Origin of the sequence: Streptomyces sp. 184, assembly GCF_045781775.1 — a bacterium.
Taxonomy (GTDB): Bacteria; Actinomycetota; Actinomycetes; order Streptomycetales; family Streptomycetaceae; genus Streptomyces.
In genome coordinates, this window is record NZ_CP123230.1 from 6173405 (window position 1) to 6197327 (window position 23923).

Here is a 23923-nt window from a genome sequence, read left to right on the forward strand (position 1 = left end):
GCGCGTTCGCCGTGCCGCCCTCTCATCCCTCCCGCGGCCGCGGATCCAGCACCTCCGCCCCGCGCTCCGCGACCTCCGTCCAGAACTCCACCGCCAGCTCCTCGAACCGCAGGCCGAAGGCCAGCACCGCCACCTGCGGCGCGCCGAACCGCGGGCGGGGCGGGGCCGTCGCGAGGATCGCCTCGAACTCGGCGAGGCCGCGGCGGTGCGCGTCCAGTTGCTGCTCCGCCAGCCGCCGCACCCGGTCCGCGCCGGATGCCTCGTCCTCCTGGAAGTAGAGCCGCAGCAGGCCCTCGTCGCGGACGTCCGTGGTGCGTTCCGTGGGCGCGGTGAGCCAGGCGGCCAGCGTGTCCCGGCCGGCCTGGGTCAGCGCCAGCGTGCGGCGCCGGCGGCCGGTCTTCTCGCGCGACTCGGTGACGAGCCCGCGGCGTACCAGCCGGGCGGCCTCCGCGTAGATCTGGGAGCGGGGGAAGTCCCAGAAGTACCCGACGCTCTGGCGGATTTCGCGGTCGAGCGCGTACGGGGTGGCGGGGCCGGACTGGTCGAGGAGGCCGAGCACGACGTAGGCGCTGGCGGGAAGCGTGGGCATGGCATCTCCCGGTCTGGACGGTCTGAACCTCGGCGTTGCACGCCCGACGCCGAAGCCGGAGCATCGAAACGGTACAGGCTGCACGTTCCAATCTGACGATCGGAGTCACCGATGGCTACGGCAACCCGTGACAACCCCTTCCTCCAGGGCAACTTCGCGCCCGTCCCCGACGAGCTGACCGTCGCCGACCTGCCGGTGACCGGCACTCTCCCGCCCGAGCTGAACGGCCGCTTCCTGCGGATCGGCCCCAATCCCGTGGGGCCCGAGACCGGCGCGGGCCACCACTGGTTCATCGGCCGGGGCATGGTGCACGGCGTCCGGCTGCGCGAGGGGCGGGCCGAGTGGTACCGCAACCGGTTCGTCCGCGGCGACGCCCCGGAGGACTCGCCCAACACCAACGTCCTCGCCCAGGGCGGCAGGCTGCTCGCCCTCGTCGAGGGCGGCGGCGCGCCGGTGGCGATCGCGCCCGACCTGGACCGGATGCGTACGTGGGACTCCGACGGAGCGCTGCGCTCCGGCTTCACCGCCCACCCGAAGATCGACCCGGTCACCGGCGAGATGCACGCCGTGAACTACCTGATCGACCCGGGCTCCGAGCATCTGCGCTACGTCGTCGTGGATGCCGCCGGGCGGACGACGCACACCGCGGAACTGCCGGTCCCCGGGGTGCCGATGGTCCACGACATGGCGATGACCGCCACCCGGGTCGTGGTGCTCGACCTGCCGGTGACCCTGTCGGCGGCGGCCGTGGGCCGGCTGGCGGCGGGCACTCCACGGGCCGGCGACGCGCTGCCGATGCGCTGGGACGACGCGCACCCGTCGCGGGTGGGGGTGCTGCCGCGCGGCGGCACGGCCGACCAGCTCCGCTGGTTCGAGGCGCCGCGCTGCTACGTGTTCCACGTCCTCAACGCGTACGACGCCCCGGACGGTTCGATCGTCATGGACGTCGTCCGCTACGACACGGTGTTCCGCGACTCGTTCCGCGGCCCGATGGACGGGCTGCCCTCCCTGGCCCGGTGGACCGTCTCGCCGCACCGGGGCACCGTCTCCGAGCAGATCATGTCCGACCACGCCGTCGAGTGGCCCCGGATCAACCAGGAGTGGACCGGGCGCTCCCACCGCTACGGCTGGTTCGGCGGCGTCGGCCCGGAGAGCCTGCGGCTGTCCGACGACGTCGACCGCGACCGCGGCGGCAGCTTCGAGCCCGGTCCGCTGGTCAAGTTCGACACCGAGACCGGCCGGGCTTCGGCGCACCACTTCGGTGCCGGCCGGGTGACGCAGGAGCCGGCGTTCGTGGCGCGGCCGTCGGCCGCGGCCGAGGACGACGGCTGGATCCTGTCCGTCGTCCACGACGGCAACACCGACCGCAGCGAACTGGTCGTGCTCGACGCGGCCGACGTCACGGCCGCGCCGCTCGCGCGCGTCCACCTGCCGCGGCGGGTCCCCTTCGGGTTCCACGGCAACTGGGTCTCGGACGCCGAGATCGGCGCACGGCCGAGCGTCCTGCCGGGCTAGTCGAACGACGGGCCGCGGTCGCGGGTGCGTTTGAGTTCGTAGAAGCCGTCCGTGCCCGTGACCAGCAGGACGCCGTCCCACAGGCGCGCCGCCGCCTCGCCGCGGGGGACGGGGGTGATCACCGGGCCGAAGAACGCCGTGCCGCCCACGGCGATCACGGGGGTGCCGACGTCGTAGCCGACGCGGTCCATGCCGTCGCGGTGGGAGGCGCGCAGGGCCGCGTCGTGGGCGGTGGAGTCCATCGCGTCCGCCAGGTCGGCGTCCAGGCCCGCCGCGACCAGCGCGGCGGCGACCGTGGCGCGGTCGCGGGGGGCCTTCTCGTGGTGGAAGCGGATGCCCAGTTCGGTGTAGAGGCGGCCCAGGATCTCGGGGCCGTACTTCTGCTCGGCGGCGATGCAGACCCGTACCGGGCCCCAGGCGTCGTCGATCACCTCGCGGTACTTCCGCGGCAGTTCGCGGCCCTCGTTCAGGACGGCGAGGCTCATCACGTGCCAGCGGGTGACGACCGGGCGCTGCCGCTCCACTTCGTGCATCCATCTGGACGCGATCCACGCCCATGGACAGACGGGGTCGAACCAGAAGTCGGTCTCGGTCGGGGTTCCCTCGGACAACTCCAGCCTCCCGTGCCGTTGTTCACCGAAGCGGGCGGCGCTCCCCCGGGCGCGGCCCGCGTACGTCTCGTACGCGCACCGCCTACGGGCGGTCCGCCGCCTTCCGCAGGGCGGCCAGCACCTGGTCCGCCGCCTTCTGGGCGCTGGCCACGCACTGGCCGACGCCGACGCCGTCGTACGCCGCGCCGCAGACCGCGAGGCCGGGGCGGGTCTCGACGGCGGCGCGGATGCGGGCGATCCGGTCCAGGTGGCCGACGGTGTACTGGGGCACGGCGGCCTCCCAGCGGTCGACCTGCGAGGCGATCGGTCCGCCCGCCGCCCCGCCGGCCGCGGCGAACTCCGCCGCCGCCAGGTCCACGAGGTCCGCGTCGTCGCGCCGGAGCAGTTCGTCCTCGCCGCTGCCGCCGGCCTGGCACCGTACGATGTCGACCTCGCCGGCCAGGTGCGCCCACTTCGCGGTCGAGAACGTGACCGCGCGGACCTTCCGGCCGTCCACCGCCGGCACCCGGTAGCCGCTGTAGCCGAGCTTGCGCAGCCGGGCGAGCGCCTCGCGGGGGTAGGCCAGCGTGATGATGACCGTGCCGGCGTACGGGATCTCGGCGAGCCCCGCCGCCGCCCCGTGCGCCCCCGCGGGGCCGGCCAGCAGCCGGGCCGCGGGCCCCGCGGGTACGGCGACGACCACGGCGTCCGCGTCGATCCGTTCGGGGCCGGAGGCACCGGAGGCGGTGACCCGCCAGCCCCGGCCGGACGGCTCCAGCGCCGTCGCGGCGGTGCCCGTGCGCAGCGCGGCCCGCGGCGAGGACGCGCGGATCGCGTCCGCCAGCACCCCGGGCAGCGTGCCGAGCCCGTCGAGCAGCGTGGAGATGCCCGTCGGCGGCTCCTGCCCCTCGGGGGCTGGCTCCGGGAGCAGCGCGCCGGCGGCCTCCGCGAGCGAGGCGTGCCGGCGCGTCGCGGAGACCAGCGGCGTCAGCGTGGCCTCGAAGGACAGCTCGTCGGCGCGGCCGAAGTAGGCGTCGGCGAGGAACGGTTCGACCAGGCGGTCCACGACCTCCCGGCCCAGCCGGCCGCCGACGAAGTCGGCGACGGACACGTCGCCGTTGCGGTCGAACCGCGGGAGCCGGAGGTCCTCGCGGGCCCGCGCCACGCCCTCGTCGGAGAGCATGCCGGACTTCGCCAGCTCGTCCATGTCGGCGGGCACGCCCATGAACTGGCGGCCGGGCAGCGCCCTGAGGTCGCCGCGGGTCCAGATCGCGGTCGCGGTGGTGCTCGCGGAGACGACCTGCTCGCCGAGCCCGGCCGCCTTGAGCAGCCTGGCGGTCTTGGGCCGCCGGGCGTACGTGGAGTCCGCGCCCACGTCGACGGTCACGCCGCCGACCTCGGAGACCGCCAACTGCCCGCCGAGCCGGGGCGACGCCTCCAGGACCGTCACCCGTACCGGCTCGTCGCGCAGGAAGAACGCCGCCGCCAGCCCGGCGATGCCGCCTCCGACGACGACCACATGCGGCGCGTCGGTCGTCTGGTCCGTTCCCTTGTCCGCCATTCCGCCTGCTCCCTCGTGGATAACGGTGTCGCCCCAGTCTGGGAGGGCCCGCCGGGAGTCCCGGTCGAGCGGGAGTGGACCCGGGGCCGCCCGGCCCGCCCCGGTCCGTACGCTCCAGCGAACTTCGTCCCTCCTCCCGCCGATGCTTGAGAGCCGCGGCCCAAGGTGGCGGTGGCCGGCGTCCCGCCCCCGGGTGCCGCGCGGCCGTTGTGCATGCGGATCCGCCGGAAGCCGAGGAGGAGTCGAACAGATGCGTTTCGTGAAGGTCTGTCCGCTGGACAAGATCCCGGCCGACGGCGCGCTCGCGGTGGAGATCGACGGGACCCCCGTCGCGGTCGTCCGCAGCGGCGGCGGGGTGTACGCCATCGGCGACATCTGCTCCCACGCCGAGGTCTCCCTCTCCGAGGGCGAGGTCTACGACACCACGGTCGAGTGCTGGCTGCACGGCTCGTGCTTCGACCTGCGCACCGGCGAGCCCACCAACCCGCCGGCGACGAAGCCGATCCCCACCTACGAGATCAAGGTCGAGGACGACCAGGTGTACGTCGCCCTCGACGCCGAGGACCGGTGAGGGCCGTGGACACCGCGCCGAACGGATCGCCCGCCGCGCCCCCACAGCCCGCAGCACCGAGCGCCGGGCGCCGGCCGGTGGTCGGCATCGCCGCGCGGACGGCGCCGGTGACGCTCCAGGGCGTCGGCATGACCGTGGCCCTGACGCTCCAGCGGCACGTGGACTTCCTCGCCGCCGCCGGCTGCACCCCCGTGGTGCTGCCGCTGCTGCCCGGCGGCCCGGACCTGCCGCTCCCGCTCGACGGGCTGCTGATCCCCGGCGGCCCCGACCTGGACCCGGGCCTGTACGGGGCCGAACGCCACCCGCTGACCCGCGGCGGCGACCCGCACCTGGACCGCGCGGAACTGGCGCTGACGCAGGCGGCGCTGGCGACCGGGCTGCCCGTCCTCGCCATCTGCCGCGGCATGCAGTTGCTCAACGTGCTGCGCGGCGGCACGCTGCACCAGCACCTGCCCGAGGTCACCGGCGACGACCGGCACAGCCCGGCGACCGAGACGTACACCCTGGGCCGGCACCGGCTGGACGTCACGCCCGGCAGCCGGATCGCCGACGTGCTCGCCGACGGCGGGGCGGAGTCCGCCTGCCGCCACCACCAGGCGGTCGACCGGCTCGGCGCCGGACTCGTCGCCACCGCCCGGACGGCGGACGGGGTCGTCGAGGCGATCGAGGCCGTCGACCACCCCTTCGCGCTCGGCGTGCAGTGGGAGGCCGGCCAGACCGACGACGAGCGGCTGCACCGGGCCCTCGCCGACGCCGCGGCGCGCTCGTCCCGTACGACGCACGCCTCCCGGGCGGCGCACACACCCCCTGCGGCACACATGTCCCGCAGCACTGCCACGAACATCACCTGACGCCGCCCGCCCCGGGCCGTCACCTTCCGGAAGGACGAAAAGTGGGAGCAGTCGAGGTTCCTGTTCTGATCGTGGGCGGCGGTGGCTGCGGCCTGTCCGCGTCCAACTTCCTGTCCGACCACGGTGTCGGCCACCTGCTGGTGGAGCGGCACGCGGACACCGCCAACGTGCCCAAGGCGCACTACCTCAACCAGCGCACGATGGCGATCTTCCGCCAGCACGGCCTCGACGGGCCGATGACCGAACAGGGCGCGCCGCTGGAGAAGTTCGGCGCGCTGCGCTGGCTGACCTCGCTCGGCGGCGACCGCGAGCGGGACGGGCAGCTCATCCACGAGCTGGACGCGTTCGGCGGCGGCTCGCTGCGCGAGCGGTACGCCGAGGCGGGTCCGGTGCTGCCGGTCAAGCTGCCGCAGGTGCGGCTGGAGCCGATCCTGCGCCGCTACGCCGAGGAGCAGAACCCGGGGCGGATCCTGTTCGGCCACGAGATGACCGGGTTCACCGACCACGGCGACCGCGTCACCGCGGAGGTACGCGACCGCGCGACCGGCGAGACCACGACGGTCACCGCGCAGTACCTCCTGGGCGCCGACGGCGGCCGTACGGTCGGCCAGGCGCTCGGCGTGGAGATGCAGGGCGTGCACGGGCTGCTCGACGTCACCACCGCGTACTTCTCCGCCGACCTGTCGCCGTGGTGGCAGGAGGGCACGCTGCTCACCCACTTCCTCAACGCCTACGACGCCGGCCTGTCGAGCAACCTCATCGAGATGGGGCCGACGTGGGGCCGGCACTGCGAGGAGTGGGTGCTGCACTTCCCGCCCAGCGACAGCCTCGACGAGGACGTCATCGTCCCCCGCATCCGCGAACTCCTCGGCCTGCCGCAGCTCGAAGTGACGCTGCACCACGTGACGAACTGGACCGTGGAGGCGCTGCTCGCCGAGCGCTACCGGGTCGGCCGCGTGCTGCTCGCCGGCGACTCCGCGCACCGCCAGCCGCCCACGGTCGGCCTCGGCCTCAACTCGGGCATCCAGGACGCGCACAACCTCGCCTGGAAGCTCGCCGCGGTGCTCTCCGGGCGCGCCGACGACAGCCTGCTGGACAGCTACGAGGCGGAGCGCCGCCCGGTGTGCCGGCACAACGTCGACTGGGCGGTGTCCGCGGCGCTGCACCACCAGATGATGCTCGACGGCCTCGGCCTCGGCCCGCACGCCCCCGCGGCACGCCGGGAGCGCACGTTCGCGGCGTTCTTCGACGGCTCGCCCCTGCGCGCCGTCGTACGCGAGCGCGCCAAGGAGGTCCTCGACACCCACCGGGCGGCCTGCCACGCGCACGACCTGGAGATGGGCTTCGCGTACGAGGACGGGGCGCTCGTCCCGGACGGGACCGAGGCGCCGGAGCGCGCGCCCCTGCGCGACGTGTACGTTCCCACCACGCGCCCCGGGCACCTGCTGCCGCACGCCTGGCTCCGCCGGGACGGCAAGCGGCTGTCGACGCACGATCTGATCGGCGCCACCACGGGTTTCGTGCTCCTCGCCGGGCCGGCGGGGCAGCCGTGGTGCGACGCGGCGGCGGAGGTGGCCGAGAAGTTCTCGGTGCCGATCGCCACGGCCCGGATCGGCGACGGCGCCGAGTACGCCGACGCGGACGGGCGTTGGGCGGCGTACCGCGGGATCGGCGACGGGGGCGCGGTGCTGGTGCGCCCCGACAACCACGTGGCGTGGCGCAGTGCGGACGCCGCAGGGAATCCCGCCGAGGCGCTGGCGAATGCGCTGTCCCGGATCCTGGACCAGAAGGCCGGCTCGGAAATTCATTCACTCTGACGCCCGCTTTCTCATGAACCCCCAACGGAAACACCGACACCACGGCATGCACACTGCCACCACTGGAATACGCTGTCACACGCGTATACCTGGATGACGCCTTCGGTCCGGAGGAGTCTACGCGCGGATATGTGCTGAGGTCAGGTCGCCGACGCACTTGCCTCTTCCGCCGGGACGCCGAGACAATCTCGCTGGTCCACGCGGTATGGGTGGACTTGGAGAAGCGCGGCGTCGGAGAGGCGCCGGAGCAGCGCTGGAGTGTCCGTGGAGCCGGGCCCGACCATTGACTAACGTTCACGCCGGTTCGGTTCACAGGAAGGCCGAGGGGCGCGCCGTTTTCGGCGCGCACCCCGGTTCGGATTCCGTTCCGGTGCGTCGTCGTGCGACCGGTGGATTGGGGGAGAATCTGTGAGGGCAAAGGTCCTTGGCCCGCTTCGGGCCGCTGTCAACGGGGTGGAAGTCGTCCCGACGGCGAGTAAGCCTCGTCAGATACTCGCGTTATTGGCGCTCTATCCCGGCCGGGTGGTTCCGGTTTCCACGCTCATGGAGGAGATCTGGGGGACCGACCTGCCCGCCAGCGCACTGACCACGCTCCAGACGTACATCCTCCAGTTGCGCCGCCGGCTGAGTGCCGCGATGGGCGCGGACGGGCCGGGCAGCGCCAAGGACGTGCTCGTCACCCGGTACGGCGGCTACCTGCTCCAGATCCCGCCGGAGGAGGTGGACGTGCACACCTACGAGCACCTGGTGACGGCGGGGCTGCGGGCCTTCGACGTGGAGGGCGACGACCGCCTGGCCGCCACGCTCTTCCGCCGGGCGCTCGACCTGTGGGACGGGCCCGCGCTGGTGGACGTGCGGGTGGGCCCGGTGCTGGAGATAGAGGCGGCGCGGCTGGAGGAGAGCCGGCTGGTCACCATCGAGCGGCGGATCGACATGGAGCTGCGGCTCGGCCGGCACAGCGAGTGCATCGCGGAGCTGACCGATCTGATCGCGCGCCATCCCGAGCACGAGGGCCTGCACTCGCAGGCGATGGTCGCGCTCTACCGCTCCGGCCGGCAGGCGACGGCGCTGGATGTGTACCGGCGGCTGCGGATGCGGCTGATCGAGGATCTGGGCGTGGACCCGTCGCCGCAGTTGCAGCGGCTGCACCAGGCGATCCTGGCCGTCGACCCGCAGCTCGACGTGGCGGCGGGGCCCCGGCGGTCGTCGACCTTCGACCGGTACGCGAGCTGAGGGGCGGGGGCGTCAGGGGCCCCCGCCCGGCAGCGGTAAGGCCCGGAAGCCACGGCTTCCGGGCCTTACTTCATGCGGTCTTTCCCGCGGTACGGGCCGCTCCTCTTGTCCCACGGCACGCGGGAAGCCACTCGCGTCCCCCCGGTCCCCTGCGCATCGACTGAAGAAACTCCGCAGTTGTACACGCGGCCGGACGTCGGGGGAAGCGATTCTGCAAGCGCGGCGGGGTCAGGACGTCTCGTCGCTCAGCAGGTCCATCCGCATCGCGATACGGGTCCACTGCGCCGCACAGGCGCGCGCCATGTCGGCGATCTTCTTCGCCTGGTGGGCCGGCGCCCGCAGCACCAGCCCGGGGTCGGTCTTGCGGATGATGCGCGCCTCCAGCCAGCGGATCATCTCCCGGCCGTCGTTGCTGTACTTCAGCGCCGGATCCCGCTTCAGCGACTCCAGTTGCTTGACCGGGTCGACGGCGGGGCCCAGCGGGCACAGGCCCCGCTTCTCCTCGCCGGGGGTCTCCCCGGCGGCCTGCGGGGGCTGCTGCCATGTGGTCGGGGCCCTTCTGGAGTCCCGGGCGGAGGCGACGGTGAGGGCGGCCGGTCTGTTCACTTCCTTCGGGCGCTCCAGCTCGCCGGGGTACATCCCCGCGGTCCGCTGCCGGCCCCGGCCGGGGGTCAGCCGGCGGACCCGGCCGTCGCGGCCGACCCGTACGGGGGCCTGGGCGATGTGCTCCGCGTACCGGCGGCGCAGCGCGCCGACCGTCTTGCCGGAGAGCCCGGTCCTGACCCCGATGGCCCGGTCCGACCACTCGGGATAGCCCTGGAGTATCCGCATGGCCGACTGTTTGCGATCGGCGAGCGTCAGGGGCAGACCGTGTCTCATGTTCAGCTCGACGGCCAGCAGGAAGGCTTCCCACTCGGTGCCGTCGAAGTAGCGGATCTCGACGCTGTCCTCGTTGTTCAGACGCGCCACGTGCAGCCGGTGCATGCCGTCGATGACCTTCATGGTGGCGCGGTGCACGACGATCGGGGGCAGCGCGGCATCGGTGGCGGCCATGGTGCGGACATGGCCCTCGTCGATACCGGCCAGGCGGGGTGAGTCGGCGTCTCGCAGCATCTCGATGGGGATCCGGACCTTTGCGTCCGGGAGTTCAAGCGATCGGTCCTGGATGCCGGGGCGGTGGCTCCTTTCTCGGGGTAGTGCGGCCCTGGCGGTGGCCCCTCCGGTCGTGTCGATCATCAGGTCGCCTCTTTCTGTCGCAGAACGCAGTCGTAGGCTGGACGTACGGAACCGGTGGAGGAGGGAAGTCCCGCAAGCACGAGAAAACAGGGCGCCGTTCACACGGGTGAACACCACATGCCGACAGCCCGCCGAAGAAGGCAGGGGCGGGTGTGTGGGTGAACTGCTGGACAGTCGGAATCACTTATCGGGCATCATGTCACTTCTCCTCCCCCGGGACGGAAGTACACGATGGCCAATAAAGCTACCATGAGCCCCGCCCCTCTCCTAGCAAGCCCTTGCCATCCCGCCATGATTCGACGGTTCGGATACGGAAGCCGTGGGCGGCGGCTCTGACCAGCATGACACAGGGAAAGTGGTGCAGACCACCTCTCTGCACGGGTGAAACGGGCCCGCGGCGGGAAGGGAAGATCACTCGTCTCCGACTGGCGTGAAATGACCGGGGTCCGATGACCGCGAGTAACCGGTATCCGCTATCTGAACACCCGTCAATTGAACACACGGGCAAATTGCCCGAGGCCCGCGGAAACAGCATTCTGGATGCCGGACACATGCCTTGCGCGCCAATGGACATGGAGGCAAACGGTGGTTGCAGACGGGACGATTCTGGTGCTGGGCGGTACCGGCCGGCAGGGCGGTGCGACCGCCCGCGAACTGCTCCGCCGCGGGCGGTCCGTGCACGCCCTCGTACGCGATCCGCAGGCGCCCCGGGCGCAGGCGCTCGCCGCGGCGGGCGCGGTGCTCGTACGCGGCGACCTGGACGACCCGGCGTCGCTGCGCGCCGCGGTCGAGGGCGTCCACGGCGTCTTCAGCGTCCAGACGTTCCGCGCGTCCGGCGGCGTGGACGGCGAGGAGCGGCAGGGCCGGGCGGTGGCGGAGGCCGCGGCCGAGGCGGGCGTGGCGCACTTCGTCTACAGCTCGGTGGGCGGCGCCGAACGGGACAGCGGCATCCCGCACTTCGAGAGCAAGTGGCACGTCGAGCAGCACATCGGCAAGCTCGGCCTGCCGGCGACCGTGCTGCGCCCGGCGATGTTCTACGACATCCTCAACGACGTCCCCCCGCGCCCGCGCGACGGCGGGCTCGTCCTCGGCATGTGGCTGCGCCCCCATGTCCCGGTGCAGGTCATCGCCGTCGAGGACATCGGCGCGTTCGCCGCGGACGCCTTCGCCGACCCCGCCGGCTGGATCGGCCGCAAGCTGGAGATCGCGAGCGACGAGCTGACCGGCCCGCAGATGGCCGCGGCGTTCGAGCGGGTCGCGGGCGTGCCGACGCGGTACGAGGAGCAGTCCTTCGAGCGGCTGCGCTCGGCGCGCCCGGACCTGGCGGCGATGTTCGACTGGCTCGACGGCGAGGGCTACCGCGCCGACATGGACGGGCTGCGCAAGCTGCGGCCGAACCTGATCGGCCTGGAGACCTGGCTGCGGGGCAACTGGACCCCGCCGGCGGCCCCGTAGCGCCCCCGGCCGCGGCGCCGCACCGGCGCCGCGGCCGGGCGCGGGCCCGTCCCCGTACGACGCCCTCCCCCGTGACCCGCGGTCACTGGGGAGGGTTTCCGTGTTTGCGATAGGGCAGCTTCGCGCTCTTCGAGCGCAGCATCTCCAGCCCCGCGATCAGCACCGGGCGGGTGTCGGCGGGGTCGATCACGTCGTCCACCAGGCCGCGTTCGGCCGCGTGGTACGGGTGCGTCAGCCGGGCCCGGTACTCCTCGACCAGCCGCGCGCGCTCCGCCTCGGGGTCCGCGGCGTCGGTGATCAGGCGGCGGAAGATCACGTTCGCGGCGCCCTCGGCGCCCATCACGGCGATCTCGTTGGTCGGCCAGGCGTAGGTCAGATCGGCCCCGATGGACTGGCTGTCCATCACGATGTACGCGCCGCCGTACGCCTTCCTGAGCACCACCGAGATCCGCGGCACCGTGGCGTTGCAGTAGGCGTAGAGCAGCTTCGCACCGTGCCGGATGATCCCGCGGTGCTCCTGCTCGATGCCGGGCAGGAAGCCCGGCACGTCGAGCAGGGTGACGATCGGGATGTTGAACGCGTCGCAGAGCTGCACGAACCGGGCCGCCTTCTCGCTGGCGCCGATGTCCAGCACCCCGGCGAGCGTCCGCGGCTGGTTGGCGACGATGCCGACCACCTGGCCGCCCATCCGGGCCAGCGCGCACACCACGTTCTGCGCCCAGCCCTCGTGGACCTCGAAGAACTCGCCGTCGTCGACGATCTCGCCGATCACCCGGCACACGTCGTACGCCCGGTTGCCGTCCGCCGGCACCAGGTCGAGCAGCGCCTCGCCGCGCCGGTCGGGCGGGTCGCGGGGGACGGCGGCGGGCGGGTTCTCGCGGTTGTTCTGCGGCAGCAGGGAGAGCAGGTAGCGGACGTCGGCGAGGCAGGTCTCCTCGTCGTCGTGGACGAAGTGCGCCACGCCGCTGGCGCCGGCGTGCACGTCGGCGCCGCCGAGCCCGTCGTGCGTGATCTCCTCGCCCGTCACGGCCCTGACCACGTCAGGGCCGGTGATGAACATCTGCGAGATGTCGCGCACCATGAAGACGAAGTCGGTCAGCGCCGGGCTGTACGCGGCGCCGCCCGCGCACGGGCCGAGCATCACCGAGATCTGCGGGATCACCCCGGACGCGCGGGTGTTGCGCCGGAAGATGCCGCCGTACCCGGCGAGCGCCGAGACGCCCTCCTGGATGCGCGCGCCCGCGCCGTCGTTGAGGCTGACCAGGGGCGCACCGGCGGCGATCGCCCGGTCCATGATCTTGTGGATCTTGTTCGCGTGCGCCTCGCCCAGCGCGCCGCCGAAGATCCGGAAGTCGTGGGCGTAGACGAAGACCGTCCGACCGTGCACCGTCCCCCACCCGGTGATCACACCGTCCGTGTACGGCCTCCTTTCCTCCAGCCCGAAGCCGGTCGCCCGGTGCCGGCGCAACTGCTCCACCTCGTGGAACGAGCCCTCGTCCAGCAGCAGCGCGATCCGCTCGCGCGCGGTGAGCTTGCCGCGGGCGCGCTGCGCCCCGGTCGCCCTCGCGCTTGGGCCGTGCACGGCGCGCTGCCGCAGTTCGCGCAGCCCGGCCACGCGCCCCCGCGTGTCGTCCACTGCCGTCGGTGGACGGGAGACGAAATCGATCAGCGTCACGGCACTCCTCTCGGCCGCCGGCCGTCGTCACTGCCAACTGTGCGGCGGGCGGTACGCCGCGACCCGGTCCCACCGCCACCACTGCGCGCCAAAAGCCCGCCGCGACCCCTCCGGGGCCATTCCGCTTAGCCGCTCCCCGCGGTCGGCGAGCGCCGACATCAACACCACGGTGAGCACAGCGAGTTCCTCCGCGTCGGCGTTTCCGCGCTCCACGCGGACCGCGCCGTCCACCCATTCCGCCACGGGCACCTCCCGGCCTCTCTGACACGGTGCCGCCCGCACCCACAGAACACCTGGTGTCCCGCTCGATATCCGGCGGTGCCGGGAGGGCGGGCGCATTATCAAGCGGCCCTCCGGCGGCACTGGACTGCAATTGCAGAATTCCGGCTCCGCGTTCATCCGGCATTTTGTCCGCGGATCCCGAACATGCCTAGCATCGAGCGGAATTCACAGCATGCGTGCGCGCACCCGTCCCAACCGCCGGGAAATTCACCTGAGTCGGAGGATTCTCATGCCGCCACTGCCGCCCGCCCGAGTCGTCCGTGCCGTGGAAAACGTGCGCGCGGCGCTCCAGCGCCTCACGCGCCGGCTCGCCCCGCCGCCGTTCGCGCTGCTCGAACTGGTCCAGGGGGCCATGGTCAGCCAGGCGATCTACGTGGCCGCGGAGCTGCGCGTCGCGGAGACACTGGCCGACGGACCACTGCGCCCCGAGGAGATCGCCCGCAGGACCGGGGCCGACCCCGACGCGCTGCACCGGCTGCTGCGGCTGCTGGCGACGTACGGCATCTTCGCCGAGCAGAAGGACGGCCGGGTCAGGCTGACGCCGATGGCGCGGGCGCTGGCCAAGGACGCGCCGATGTCGATGAACGGCATCGCGCTGCTGATGGGCCACCCCATCCACTGGGAGGACTGGGGCCACCTGGTCGACGCGGTGCGCACCGGCGAGCCCAGCCTGCCCAAGCTGCGCGGCATGGGCGCGTTCGAGTACCTGGAGGCCAACGCCGAGTACGGGCAGGTCTTCTTCGACGGCATGGGCTCGATGTCCGGCACCGAGACCGAACCCCTGCTCGCGGCCTACGACTTCAAGCGCTACGGGACCGTCGTCGACTTCTGCGGCGGGCGCGGCGACCTGCTCGCCGCCGTGCTGCGCAAGCAGCCCTCGGCGCGCGGCATCCTCTCCGACCCGCGGGTGGCCACCAACGGCGCCGCGGACCTCCTCGCCGAGCAGGGCGTGGCCGACCGGTGCACCATCGCCGACGGCGGGCTCTTCGACCCGGTGCCGGAGGGCGGGGACGCGTACATCCTCAAGCACATCCTGCACGACTGGCCGGAGCCGCAGGCGCTGGAGATCCTGCGGAACGTACGCAAGGCGATCAAGCCGGGCGGCCGGCTGCTGGTGATGGAGATGGTCGTCCCCGACAAGCTCAACGGCGCGCACGCGGGCAAGCTGGTCGACCTGTGGCTGATGCTGCTCGTCGGCGGCAAGGAGCGCACCCGCGCGCAGTACGCGGACCTGCTGGGCCGGGCCGGGTTCACGCTGGAGCGCGTCGTGCAGACGCCGGCGGCGATCTCGGTGGTGGAGGCGAGCCCGCACTGACCCCGCGGGTGCGGGGTGGACGGCACACGCTCAGGAGCGCCGGATCCCCGGCGCTCCTGAGCGCTGTCCCGTGGACGAACGGCGCGGCCCCCGGCCGGCCCGGCCGGGTCAGCCGGTGCCGAGCCGGAACCCCACCCCGCGTACGGTCACGACCCACCCGCTGCCGCCGAGCTTGCCGCGCAGGCTGCTGACGTGCGTGTCCACCGTGCGGCGCGACCAGGAGTCGCCCCACACCTGCTGGAGCAACTGCTTGCGCGGGATGACGGTGTCGGGGTGGGAGGCGAGCAGGTAGAGCAGGTCGAACTCCTTGCGCGTGAGGGACACCGGCTCGTCCCCCACGGTGACCTCGCGCGAGCCCACGTCGATGTGCAGCCGGCCGCGGCGTATCTCCTTGGCCGCCGCGGGCTGCCACCGGGTGCGGCGCATGACCGCTTCGATCCGGGCCATCAGCTCGCGCAGCCCGTACGGCTTGGTCACGTAGTCGTCGGCGCCCGCGTGCAGCCCGAGCACGCAGTCGAGTTCGGACTGCCGGGCGGTCACGATGATCAGCGGGACCCGGCTGACCTCGCGGATCGCGCGGCACACCTCCAGGCCGTCGAGGTCCGGCAGGTCGAGGTCGAGCAGCACCAGCTCCACGTCCCCGTACCGCTGGAGGGCCGCGCTGCCGTGCTTGACCCCGACCGGGTCGTGGCCGTGCCGGCGCAACTGGGCGGTGAGCGACCCGGCGAGGTCGACGTCGCCGTCCACCACCAGGATCCGGTGCCCGGCCGGCGCCCGCGCCGCCGCCGGTGCGGCGTCCGCGGCCGGGGCGCCGTCCGCGGGCGGCGGACGCTGCGGCACCGGGGCGCGGGGCTCCATGAGCACCTGGGACGGAATCTGACTCATGCCTCCCCCGTGGGGTGTGCTCCGCCCGCGGCGCGGGCGGCGGCCGGACCGTACCCGGCGGCGGACCTCAAGGACGTGTGGCCGGGCCGTCGTCGGCGGGCCCGGGACGCGGGGCGGCCGGCGGCTGCCCGGGGCCGAGCACCCACGCGGAGTCGTGCCGGGTGAAGCCGACCCGGGGGTAGTAGCCGGTCGCCGCGGGCGCCGAGAGCAGCACCAGCTTCGCGTCCGGCGCCTGCGCGCACGTCGCCTCGATCAGCGCGCGGCCCATGCCGGAGCGCTGGTGGCGGCGGACGACGGCGATGTCGGAGAGGTAGGTGACGTACGAGAAGTCGGAGATGCTGCGGGCGATGCCGACGAGCGTGCCGTCCGCCTCGCGGGCGACGACGACGAGGTTCGCCTCGCGCACCATCGCGGCCATCCGGCCGCGGTCGTCGACGGGCCGCCGCTCGCCGAGGCCCGAGTCGCGGTAGACCGCCAGGACCTCGTCCAGATCGAGGTCCCGGCCGTCGGCGCGCTCAGTCTTCCAGCTCATCGAGCTTCTCCAATCGCCGCAGTACGACGTCGTGGTGGACGAGGAAGCGCCCGGGGCCCAGCTCCGCGGGGAGCACGACGCCCTCCTCGGCCAGGGTGTCCGCGAACGGCCGCCCCGAGGCCGCCGTACGGTTCGCGGCGGCCTGTGCCGAACGGTATGCCTTCTCCCGCTCCGTGCCGTCGCCGAGCATGTCGTACAGGACGGCGGAGCTGTAGACCAGCCCGCCGGTGGTGTCGAGCGCGGCGCGCATCCGGTCCGGGTGCACCCGCAGCCCGGCGACCAGCTCGGCCGCCCGGGTCGCCTGGAAGTGCCCGACCGCCAGGCTGTCGGGGAGGATGACCCGCTCGACGGACTGGTGGGCCAGGTCGCGCTCGTGCCACAGGGCGACGTCCTCCAGCGCGGCCGTGGCGTACCCGCGCAGCAGCCGCGCGAGTCCGCACAGCCGCTCGCTGGTGGTCGGGTTGCGCTTGTGCGGCATGGCGCTGGAGCCCTGGTACGCCGCCGACGCCCGCGGCTCCTCCACCTCGGCGACCTCGGTGCGCTGGAGCAGCCGCAGCTCCAGCGCGATCTGCTCCACGCACGCGCCCAGCGCGGCGACGGCCTGGAGCAGTTGGGCGTGCCGGTCGCGGGCGACGACCTGGCTGGGCGCCGGCTCGGCGGCCAGCCCCAGCGACTCGCAGACGTGCGCCTCCACGTACGGGTCGATCAGCGCGTACGTCCCGACGGCGCCGGAGACCGTGCCGACCGCGACCGCCTCGCGCGCCGCCGCCAGCCGCGTCAGCGAGCGGTCGACGGCGAAGGCGAAGCCGGCGAGCTTGTGGCCGAAGGTGGTGGGTTCCGCGTGCACGCCGTGGGTGCGGCCGATCATCAGGGTGCCCCAGTGCTCCCGCGCCCGCTCGACGAGCACCCGGCGCAGCCGCCGGGCGGCGGCCGTCAGCAGGTCGGTGGCCCGGGCCAGGGTGTGGCCGAGCGCGGTGTCGACCAGGTCGTAGCTGGTCATGCCCAGGTGCACCCAGCGGGCGGAGGCGTCGGGGATGTCCTCGCAGTACGCGGCGAGGAACGACAGCACCTCGTGGTCGCGCTCCTTCTCTATCTCGGCGATCCGGGCGGCCAGCGGGACGCGCGCGCGGCGCATGTCCTCGACGGCGTCCGCGGGCACCAGGCCGAGCCGCACCTGCGCCTCGGAGGCGAGGATCTCCACGCGGACCCAGGTGGCGTAGCGCGACTGGTCGGAGAAGAGATCGGCCATCTCGGGGAGGGTGTAACGGGAAATCATCAGCGACCTCTGTCCTTGTTCCTCGGTCCTCGGTCCTCGGTCCTCGGTCCTCGGGTGGGCGGCCGGGGCGGCCTTCGGTCAGTACGCCTCGAAGTACTCGCGGTGCTCCCACTCGGTGACGCCGCCGTCGCCCGGCCCGTACGCGGCGCACCACGCCTCGTACCGGCGCAGCTCGCTCTCCTTGAGCTTGGTCAGGCAGGCCGCGAGCGGCCGGCCGAGAAGCCGCTCGGCGCGCCCGTCGCGGAACGCGGCGAGCGCCTCGCCGAGCGACTGCGGGACGAACCCGGACGGCGTGCCCCCGGCCCGGCCGACGGGGTCGGCGCCCAGGCCCTCCAGGCCGTCGAGGCCGGCGAACAACTGGGCGGCGATGGCCAGATACGGGTTCGCGCACGGCTCGCCGCTGCGGTTCTCGATGTGCGCGCCGGTGCTGCCGCCGACCATGCGGAGCATGACGGTGCGGTCCTCCACGCTCCAGTCGACCCGGGTGGGCGCCAGCGGGTGCCGGGCGTCGAGCCGCCGGTAGCCGTTGACCGTGGGCACGGCGAGCAGGAACAGCTCCCGGTGCCAGGCGAGCAGCCCGTCCGCGTACGCCTTGGCGGCGGGCGAGGGGCCGCCGGTGGGGCCCTCGGCGGCGAAGAGGTTGCGGCCGGTCGCCGCGGACCGTACGGACTGGTGCAGGTGCCAGCCGCCGGGGTCGAAGGAGTCGAGCCGGGGCAGCGACATGAACGAGGCGTGGTGGCCGCGGCGGGCGCACCACCGCTTGACCGCGGTGCGGAAGAGCAGCATCGCGTCGGCGGTGTCGAGCGCGGACATCGGCGCGAAGGTGGACTCGACCTGGCCGGGCCCGGATTCATGCTCCATCGAGCGCAGCGGCAGGCCGAGGGCGGTGAGGTGCTGGGCGAGCGGGTCGGCGATGTGCGCGACGGAGTCGTAGCGGGCGTCGAGGTTGAACTGGTAGCCGGGGTTCATGGCGGCCACCCGCGGCGCGGCGCCCTGGAGCCCGAAGCCGTTGCCCGCGTTGCCGGGGCCGCCGCCGTCGAGCAGCCGGGTCAGGTGCCACTCGACTTCGAGACCCACGACGGGCGCGTGGCCGTGCCCGGCGTAGCGGGCCTCCAGCCGGCGCAGCACGGCGCGCGAGGACAGCGGGTGGGGGGTGCCGTCGCGCAGGTACTCGTCGCCGACGACCCAGCCGGTACGCGGCTCGCTGCCGGGCAGCACCTGGAACGTCAGCGGGTCGGGCACCAGGATGAAGTTGCCCGCGCCGCTGATCTCCTCGACGCCGATGCCGGGTTCGCCGGCGAAGTCGACGGCGATGGCGTGCCCGGTGTCGAAGAGGAAGGGGCCGGGGCTGAAGTTCATGCCGTTGCGCAGCACGGAGCGGAACGCGCCGGCGGTCAGCGTCTTGGAGCGGGCCAGGCCGTGCGGGTCGGCGAAGACCAGGCGGACCAGGTCGAGCTGCCCGAGGCCGGCCTCGATCTCCTCGGCGGCGGCGAACTGCTCCTGGCTCCACAGCCCGTGGTCGGAGACGAACGAGGGGCTGCCGACGCTGTCCTCGGCGGAGACGGTGCGCCAAGTCCGGGTGTACATGGTTCAGCGGGTCCTTTCGCTGGCGGAGGTGGCGGGGACGCGTACGGGTGCCGGCGGCGGCAGCGGGCCCAGCTCCGTCTGGAGCCGGTGCGCCGCCGCCAGCACCGCGGCGTCGGCGCCGACGGGCCCGGCGAGCTGCACCCCGGCCGGCAGCCCGGCGCCGGTCAGCCCGGCCGGGACCGAGACGGCGGGCTGGCCGGTCATGTTGAAGGGGTACGAGGCCGGTGACCACGCCAGCCACAGCAGGTCGCGCGGGTCGGCCGCCCAGGCCGGCCCGATGGCGTCCGCGGCGAACGGCTCGACCGGCACGGTGGCCATGGCGAGCAGCCCGTACGTGCCCATCACCGACCGCAGCTTCAGCCGCAGTTCCTGGCGCACCTCCTCGGCGCGCATCACGTCGGCGCCGCCGAGGGTGCGCCCGTGCCGTACGACGGCCAGGCGGCCCGGGTCGCAGCGCTCCTCGTCCGCCGGGGAGGTGCCCGCGGCCTCGGCGGCGGCGAGGATGTCGACGAGCGCGGGGTAGAGGTGGTCGCAGCGCACCTCGATCCGCTCCACCCGGTGGCCCAGCGCGGTGAGCGCGCCGATCGCCCGCTCGGTGACCGTGCGTACGGCCTCGGAGGTGCCCTCGTACTCGATCCAGCCGACCCGCCGCGGCCCGCTCCCACCGGCCGGGTCGAGCGAGCCGAGCCCCGAGTCGGGGTCGTCGGGGTGCGGCCCCGCGACGGCGCCGGCGAGCGCGGCGGCGTCGGCGACGCTGCGCGCCAGGGTGCCCTGGTGGGCGAGGCGGTCGGCGCCGTTGGGGTAGTACGGGATGCGGCCGTACGACGGCTTGTAGCCGACGACGCCGCAGAACGCCGCCGGGATCCGCACGGAGCCGGAGCCGTCGGTGCCCAGCGCGCCGTCGCCGAGCCCGGTGGCCACCGCGGCGGCGGCTCCGCCGCTGGAGCCGCCGGCGCTGCGGGCGGGATCGTACGGGTTGCGGGTGGGCGGCGCGACGGGCCCGACGGTGGCGGCGCTCCAGCCGTACTCGGACGTCGTGGTCTTGCCGACGACGACGGCGCCGGCGGCGCGCAGCCGGGCGACGGCCGGGGCGTCGCGCCGGGGCCGCCGGTTGGGCAGCAGCGAGCCGCGGGTGGTGGGCAGGTCCCGGGTCTGGAGCAGGTCCTTGACGGAGACGGTGACCCCGAGCAGCGGGGCGCCGGTCCAGGCGTCGGCGCCGCGCTCGCGGATCCGCGCGTCGGCCTTCTCCGCGGCCCGCAGCGCCTCGTCGCCCGCGACGGCGACGTACGCGCCCGCGGTGTCCCGCTCACGGATCGCGCTCAGCACCCCCTCGACGTGCTCCACGACGGTGAGTTCGCCGCCGCGCAGCCGCCGCGTCAGCTCGCCGATCCCGCCGGCGGTCATCGGGCGGCGCCCGCGGGGCCGGGACCGGGGCCGGGCGCGTTGGCGTCGGCGCCGGCGATGGTCCGCCAGTGCCAGCCGGCGTCGAAGGCCGTGACCTCCAGCGGCACGCCGTCGGCGGCCAGGCCCGCGGCCAGGGTGGTGGCACGGGCGACGAACCGCGACACCCGCTGGGCGCCGAGCACGTCCTGCTCGGCGAAGGGCGTGCCCGCGCAGCGCAGCAGCCGCAGGTCGACGAAGCCGTTGAAGGTGCGGCCCAGCACGTCCACGGCCTGCGGGGAACGGATGGAGTACCGCACCTTGTTGGTGACGTGCCCGTGGTGGTGCTGGTCGGAGAAGAACGCGATGTCCGGGATGGTGGGCGGCACGAAGTGGTCGCGCGCCACCACCGCGGGATCCCGCGGCAGGTTCCCGGGCACGAAGTGCCAGGAGTTGTACTGCATCCGCGCCGACATCGCCCACGCCGCGTCCGCGAGCGTCGCGGCGGAGTCGCCGAAGTGGCCGAGCGCCTCGGGCCGGGGCACCACGCAGCAGAAGTAGTGCGTGATGTCCCAGTCGCAGACCTCCGCCCAGCTCTCCGTCTGGAGCCCGCGGATCAGCGCGGGCAGGGAGCGCATGCCGCGGCTCATGGTGAAGTCGGACCGGAACACCTCGGCGGCGGCCGTCACCGTCTCGTACACGAGCGACTCAAGGCCCGTGCCGAAGTCCCCGTGCGGGCGGGCGAGCCACTCCGGCGCGGCGGCGGCGCTCCCGCCCAGCTCCGCCAGAGTGCCGCCGGCCAGCGGCAGCCGGGCGGCGAGCAGCGCGCTGACGTCCGCGTCGAGTTGCCGCACCCCGGCGGTGGGGGTCGCGGCGCGCTCGGTCTTGTGCATGAGCGCGCCGTGGATCTCGCGGTAGAGCTGGATGCGGCCCATCGCGTGCCGCCGGCGGGTACCCAGCGCCTCGGCGAGCGCGTGCAGGTCCTCCACGCCGCGGGTGGCGGCGGGCGCGACGGCCGGGCCGCCGGGGACGGCGGCGTAGACGCGGCGTACCCGCTCCAGCATGGCCGCGACGTGGTCGAGGCTGAGCTGCGTGCCGTTGGCCTCCTCGACGCGGCCGGGTCCGGCCGAGCGGATCAGCAGCGTGAGGCAGACGAGGAGCTGGACGTCGCCGTCCGACCAGTGCTCCAGCGGCAGCCCCTGGAGGCTGGACAGGGCGCAGTCGGGGTGGCCGGGCCAGAGGGTCTTGCCGATCAGGGTGTTCTGGTCGCGGAAGTTCGTGTACTGCCGGTGCTCCTGGTAGAGCACGAACGGGGCGGTGCGCAGGGCCGCTTCCATGGCCTGCTCCAGCAGCTCGTCGCGGCCCTTCTCGCCCTGCCGGTCCAGCCACTCGCGGCAGTCGGCGACCGCGCGTGCGGTGCGTACCGCGGCCCGCTCCATCGCGTCGCGGTACGCGCGCGCCGCGGCCGGCGACCACGGCACCCGCAGCACCCCGCCGACCAGCTCCCGCCGGTCGAGGGGGGCCTGCGCCGGGCAGCGCATGACGATCCGGCCGGTGGTGGCGAGCGCCAGCTCGCCGGTGAACACCGGCGCGTCGCCGTCGCCTTCTCCTTTGCCTTCGCCTTCGCCTTCGCGCTCGTACGAGGGGACGGGTCCCTCCGGGCCGTCCCGCCAGCCCAGTCCCCACAGCGCCGCGAACGCGGCCTCCTCGGCCGTGCCCAGCGCCCGTAGCTGCACCTCGGCAGGTACGTGCCCGTCGAGGTCCAGCAGGACGCCGACGGCCGCCCGCGGCCCTCCGGCCGCCCCTGCCGCCCGCGCCCGCTCCCAGACCCGGGCCAGCAACCCGGGGAAGCCGGCGCCGGGTTCGCGCGCCCGGTCCGGTCCCCCGGCCGTGCCCGCGCGCGTCCCGAGTCTGCTGGGACGGCGGCTGATCCGCTTTCTGGCGTTGACCGCGCGCCGGCTCTCGCGCTCCACGGGTCCCGTCATGAGGCGTCCGCGGACAGCTCGACGTGGCTCCACACGGAGTCCTCGGTCGGGGTCCAGTCCTCGTCGACGTAGATGCAGTCGACGGGGCATTCGAGCACGCAGGCGGGACAGCCCGAGCACAGCTCGGGGATGATGATGACGTCCAGCCCGCGGTCGAAGATGGCGCCGAACTCCGCCGGGCAACTGCGCAGGCAACTGTCGCAGGTGATGCACTCCGACGCCTCGATGCGCCGGGGCGGTTTCTTCCAGTTGTCGCCGCGCGTCCGTGCCGCGATCCGCTCGGCCCGGGCGGACTGCGCGGCCGAGATGGCGTGTTCACTCACGGGCCCACTCACCCTTCGGGTGTATTCCGCTGCCGACCACGCATGTTTCCGGGGCGTTCTCGACCAGCCCATGAGCTTCGGTGGTGGCGTACTCGACCGCGTTCGACCGAGGCGAATCCGCGGTCGAACAACAGTGGCCGACGGCATTCGCCGTCACGGAAAATCGCCGGTGCCCCCTGCCAGAACAGCAGAACAGGAGCAGCCACGATGTCTGCCGCGCCCGCACCGAAACTGATGACGTTCCTGACGTTCCGGAACGACGCCGAGGAGGCGCTGGAGTTCTACACCTCGCTCTTCGAGAATGCGGAGGTGGTACGCACCGTCCGGGCCCGCGCGCACGAGCCGGGGTGGCCGGAGGGCATACTCCAGCACGCCCTTTTCACCCTCGCCGGGCAGTCGTTCATGTGCACCAACATGCCGCCGCCGGGCGCCAAGGGCTACGACGACGCGCCCTGGGACACGTACGACTTCTCGCCGGCCACCGCGATCTACGTGGCGTGCGAGAGCGCCGAGGAGTTCGAGCGCTACTACGCGGCGCTGGCCGAGAAGGGCGAGATCATCATGCCCGCGGGCGCGTACGAGTTCAGCAGCATGTTCGCCTTCCTGACCGACCGGTTCGGGGTGTCCTGGCGCCTCAACCTCGCCCCCGCCCGCCGCCGCCGCAAGCCGGCCACTCCGTCCTGACCTGCGGTGCGTCCCGGCCGTGGACGGCAGTCGGCCCGGCCCGCGGCAGCGCGGGCCGGGCCGGCGCCCGGGAGCACCCGGTCAGGAACTCCAGTCCTGCGGCACCTGCTTGGTCGTCGCGTTCAGCCGGTTGAACATGTTGGTCACGGCGATCGTGAGGACGATGGCCGCGAGGCCCTTCTCGTCGTAGTGCCGGGCCGCCTCGTCCCAGACGGCGTCCGGCACCGGGTCGCTGCGGTCGGCCATCCTGGTCGCGGCCTCCGCCAGCGCCAGCGCGGCCCGCTCCTCGCCGGTGAAATACGGCGCCTCCCGCCACGCGGCGACCGCGGAAAGCCGCTCCTCGGTCTCGCCGCTCTTGCGTGCGTTCTTGGAGCCGGAGTCGACACACGCACTGCACCCGTTGATCTGGCTCGTGCGCAGGTGCACCAGGTCGAGCGTGGTCTTCGGAACCCCGCCGGAGTAGGTGGCCTTGAAGACGTCCCCGATGGGCTGCATGGCATCGAGAATCATGGCCGGGTTCTGCATTCGCGGTTGCATGGGTGGTTCTCTCCTTCTGGAATTGCGTGGCGCCGGATTCCGGC

22 protein-coding genes are annotated in these 23923 nt (G+C 73.6%); 8 read left to right on the forward strand and 14 right to left on the reverse strand.

Annotation, left to right across the window (positions count from 1 at the left end):
- Nucleotides 1-22: 22 nt before the first annotated feature.
- A complete protein-coding gene (locus QBL21_RS26280; protein ID WP_407564698.1) occupies nt 23-589 on the reverse strand; it encodes a PadR family transcriptional regulator in 567 nt (188 codons plus the stop codon).
- Nucleotides 590-700: 111 nt separating this feature from the next.
- Here QBL21_RS26280 and QBL21_RS26285 point away from each other — a divergent pair, with 111 nt between their 5' ends.
- Nucleotides 701-2104, forward strand: a complete 1404-nt coding sequence (locus QBL21_RS26285; protein WP_407564699.1) for a carotenoid oxygenase family protein — start codon at nt 701-703, stop codon at nt 2102-2104.
- On the opposite strand, the gene QBL21_RS26290 is transcribed toward QBL21_RS26285, so the two are convergent.
- A complete protein-coding gene (locus QBL21_RS26290) occupies nt 2101-2715 on the reverse strand; it encodes a disulfide bond formation protein DsbA (RefSeq protein WP_407564700.1) in 615 nt (204 codons plus the stop codon). The genes QBL21_RS26285 and QBL21_RS26290 overlap by 4 nt on opposite strands.
- 82 nt (nt 2716-2797) lie before the next feature.
- Nucleotides 2798-4255: a protoporphyrinogen oxidase gene (gene hemG, locus QBL21_RS26295; RefSeq protein ID WP_407564701.1), complete on the reverse strand. Its 1458-nt coding sequence runs from the start codon at nt 4253-4255 to the stop codon at nt 2798-2800.
- Between the two features lie 250 nt (nt 4256-4505).
- Between hemG and QBL21_RS26300 the strand changes: the two genes are divergently transcribed.
- The 4 genes from QBL21_RS26300 to QBL21_RS26315 all read left to right on the forward strand — a co-directional run bounded on the left by QBL21_RS26300 (nt 4506) and on the right by QBL21_RS26315 (nt 8727).
- Nucleotides 4506-4826 carry a non-heme iron oxygenase ferredoxin subunit gene (locus QBL21_RS26300; RefSeq protein ID WP_407564702.1) on the forward strand — a complete coding sequence of 107 codons (321 nt, stop codon included), beginning with the start codon at nt 4506-4508 and terminating at the stop codon, nt 4824-4826.
- A gap of 5 nt (nt 4827-4831) precedes the next feature.
- Nucleotides 4832-5677 (forward strand): gamma-glutamyl-gamma-aminobutyrate hydrolase family protein, encoded by an 846-nt coding sequence (locus QBL21_RS26305; protein ID WP_407564703.1) that lies wholly within the window; start codon nt 4832-4834, stop codon nt 5675-5677.
- Nucleotides 5678-5718: 41 nt separating this feature from the next.
- Complete coding sequence (locus QBL21_RS26310) at nt 5719-7494, forward strand: FAD-dependent monooxygenase (RefSeq protein ID WP_407564704.1); 1776 nt, start codon at nt 5719-5721, stop codon at nt 7492-7494.
- Nucleotides 7495-7902: 408 nt separating this feature from the next.
- Nucleotides 7903-8727 carry a BTAD domain-containing putative transcriptional regulator gene (locus tag QBL21_RS26315; protein WP_407564705.1) on the forward strand — a complete coding sequence of 275 codons (825 nt, stop codon included), beginning with the start codon at nt 7903-7905 and terminating at the stop codon, nt 8725-8727.
- 228 nt (nt 8728-8955) lie between these two features.
- Here the strand turns inward: QBL21_RS26315 and QBL21_RS26320 are convergent, their stop codons facing one another.
- Nucleotides 8956-9840, reverse strand: a complete 885-nt coding sequence (locus QBL21_RS26320) for a streptomycin biosynthesis protein (protein WP_407564706.1) — start codon at nt 9838-9840, stop codon at nt 8956-8958.
- A 708-nt stretch (nt 9841-10548) separates the two neighbouring features.
- Here QBL21_RS26320 and QBL21_RS26325 point away from each other — a divergent pair.
- On the forward strand, nt 10549-11418 hold the full coding sequence (locus QBL21_RS26325) for an NmrA/HSCARG family protein (RefSeq protein WP_407564707.1): 870 nt from the start codon (nt 10549-10551) through the stop codon (nt 11416-11418).
- An 82-nt stretch (nt 11419-11500) separates the two neighbouring features.
- On the opposite strand, the gene QBL21_RS26330 is transcribed toward QBL21_RS26325, so the two are convergent.
- Nucleotides 11501-13084 carry an acyl-CoA carboxylase subunit beta gene (locus QBL21_RS26330; protein ID WP_407566567.1) on the reverse strand — a complete coding sequence of 528 codons (1584 nt, stop codon included), beginning with the start codon at nt 13082-13084 and terminating at the stop codon, nt 11501-11503.
- A gap of 36 nt (nt 13085-13120) precedes the next feature.
- Entirely contained in the window at nt 13121-13336 is a 216-nt protein-coding gene (locus tag QBL21_RS26335) for an acyl-CoA carboxylase subunit epsilon (RefSeq protein ID WP_407564708.1), read from the reverse strand.
- A 304-nt stretch (nt 13337-13640) separates the two neighbouring features.
- On the opposite strand from QBL21_RS26335, the gene QBL21_RS26340 reads away from it, so the two are divergent.
- Nucleotides 13641-14690 (forward strand): methyltransferase, encoded by a 1050-nt coding sequence (locus tag QBL21_RS26340; protein WP_407564709.1) that lies wholly within the window; start codon nt 13641-13643, stop codon nt 14688-14690.
- A gap of 108 nt (nt 14691-14798) precedes the next feature.
- Here QBL21_RS26340 and QBL21_RS26345 read toward each other — a convergent pair whose 3' ends face one another.
- The 7 genes from QBL21_RS26345 to QBL21_RS26375 form a co-directional block, all read right to left on the reverse strand.
- Nucleotides 14799-15575: a response regulator transcription factor gene (locus tag QBL21_RS26345; RefSeq protein WP_407564710.1), complete on the reverse strand. Its 777-nt coding sequence runs from the start codon at nt 15573-15575 to the stop codon at nt 14799-14801.
- A gap of 67 nt (nt 15576-15642) precedes the next feature.
- Complete coding sequence (locus tag QBL21_RS26350; protein ID WP_407564711.1) at nt 15643-16107, reverse strand: GNAT family N-acetyltransferase; 465 nt, start codon at nt 16105-16107, stop codon at nt 15643-15645.
- Nucleotides 16091-17383, reverse strand: coding sequence for an adenylosuccinate lyase (purB, locus tag QBL21_RS26355; RefSeq protein WP_407564712.1), 1293 nt, complete (start codon nt 17381-17383; stop codon nt 16091-16093). Before purB ends, QBL21_RS26350 begins: the two co-directional genes overlap by 17 nt.
- 78 nt (nt 17384-17461) lie before the next feature.
- A complete protein-coding gene (locus QBL21_RS26360; RefSeq protein ID WP_407564713.1) occupies nt 17462-18970 on the reverse strand; it encodes a glutamine synthetase in 1509 nt (502 codons plus the stop codon).
- 3 nt (nt 18971-18973) lie between these two features.
- The gene (locus QBL21_RS26365; RefSeq protein ID WP_407564714.1) at nt 18974-20374 is read right to left on the reverse strand and encodes an amidase; all 1401 of its coding nucleotides are present in this window, start codon (nt 20372-20374) and stop codon (nt 18974-18976) included.
- Nucleotides 20371-22335 carry a hypothetical protein gene (locus QBL21_RS26370; protein ID WP_407564715.1) on the reverse strand — a complete coding sequence of 655 codons (1965 nt, stop codon included), beginning with the start codon at nt 22333-22335 and terminating at the stop codon, nt 20371-20373. The genes QBL21_RS26365 and QBL21_RS26370 overlap by 4 nt, the downstream gene beginning before the upstream one ends.
- Entirely contained in the window at nt 22332-22658 is a 327-nt protein-coding gene (locus QBL21_RS26375; RefSeq protein WP_407564716.1) for a 4Fe-4S dicluster-binding protein, read from the reverse strand. The genes QBL21_RS26370 and QBL21_RS26375 overlap by 4 nt, the downstream gene beginning before the upstream one ends.
- Nucleotides 22659-22865: 207 nt before the next feature.
- Between QBL21_RS26375 and QBL21_RS26380 the strand changes: the two genes are divergently transcribed.
- On the forward strand, nt 22866-23342 hold the full coding sequence (locus QBL21_RS26380; RefSeq protein WP_407564717.1) for a VOC family protein: 477 nt from the start codon (nt 22866-22868) through the stop codon (nt 23340-23342).
- An 81-nt stretch (nt 23343-23423) separates the two neighbouring features.
- Here the strand turns inward: QBL21_RS26380 and QBL21_RS26385 are convergent, their stop codons facing one another.
- Nucleotides 23424-23879: a carboxymuconolactone decarboxylase family protein gene (locus QBL21_RS26385; protein WP_407564718.1), complete on the reverse strand. Its 456-nt coding sequence runs from the start codon at nt 23877-23879 to the stop codon at nt 23424-23426.
- Nucleotides 23880-23923: the final 44 nt, after the last annotated feature.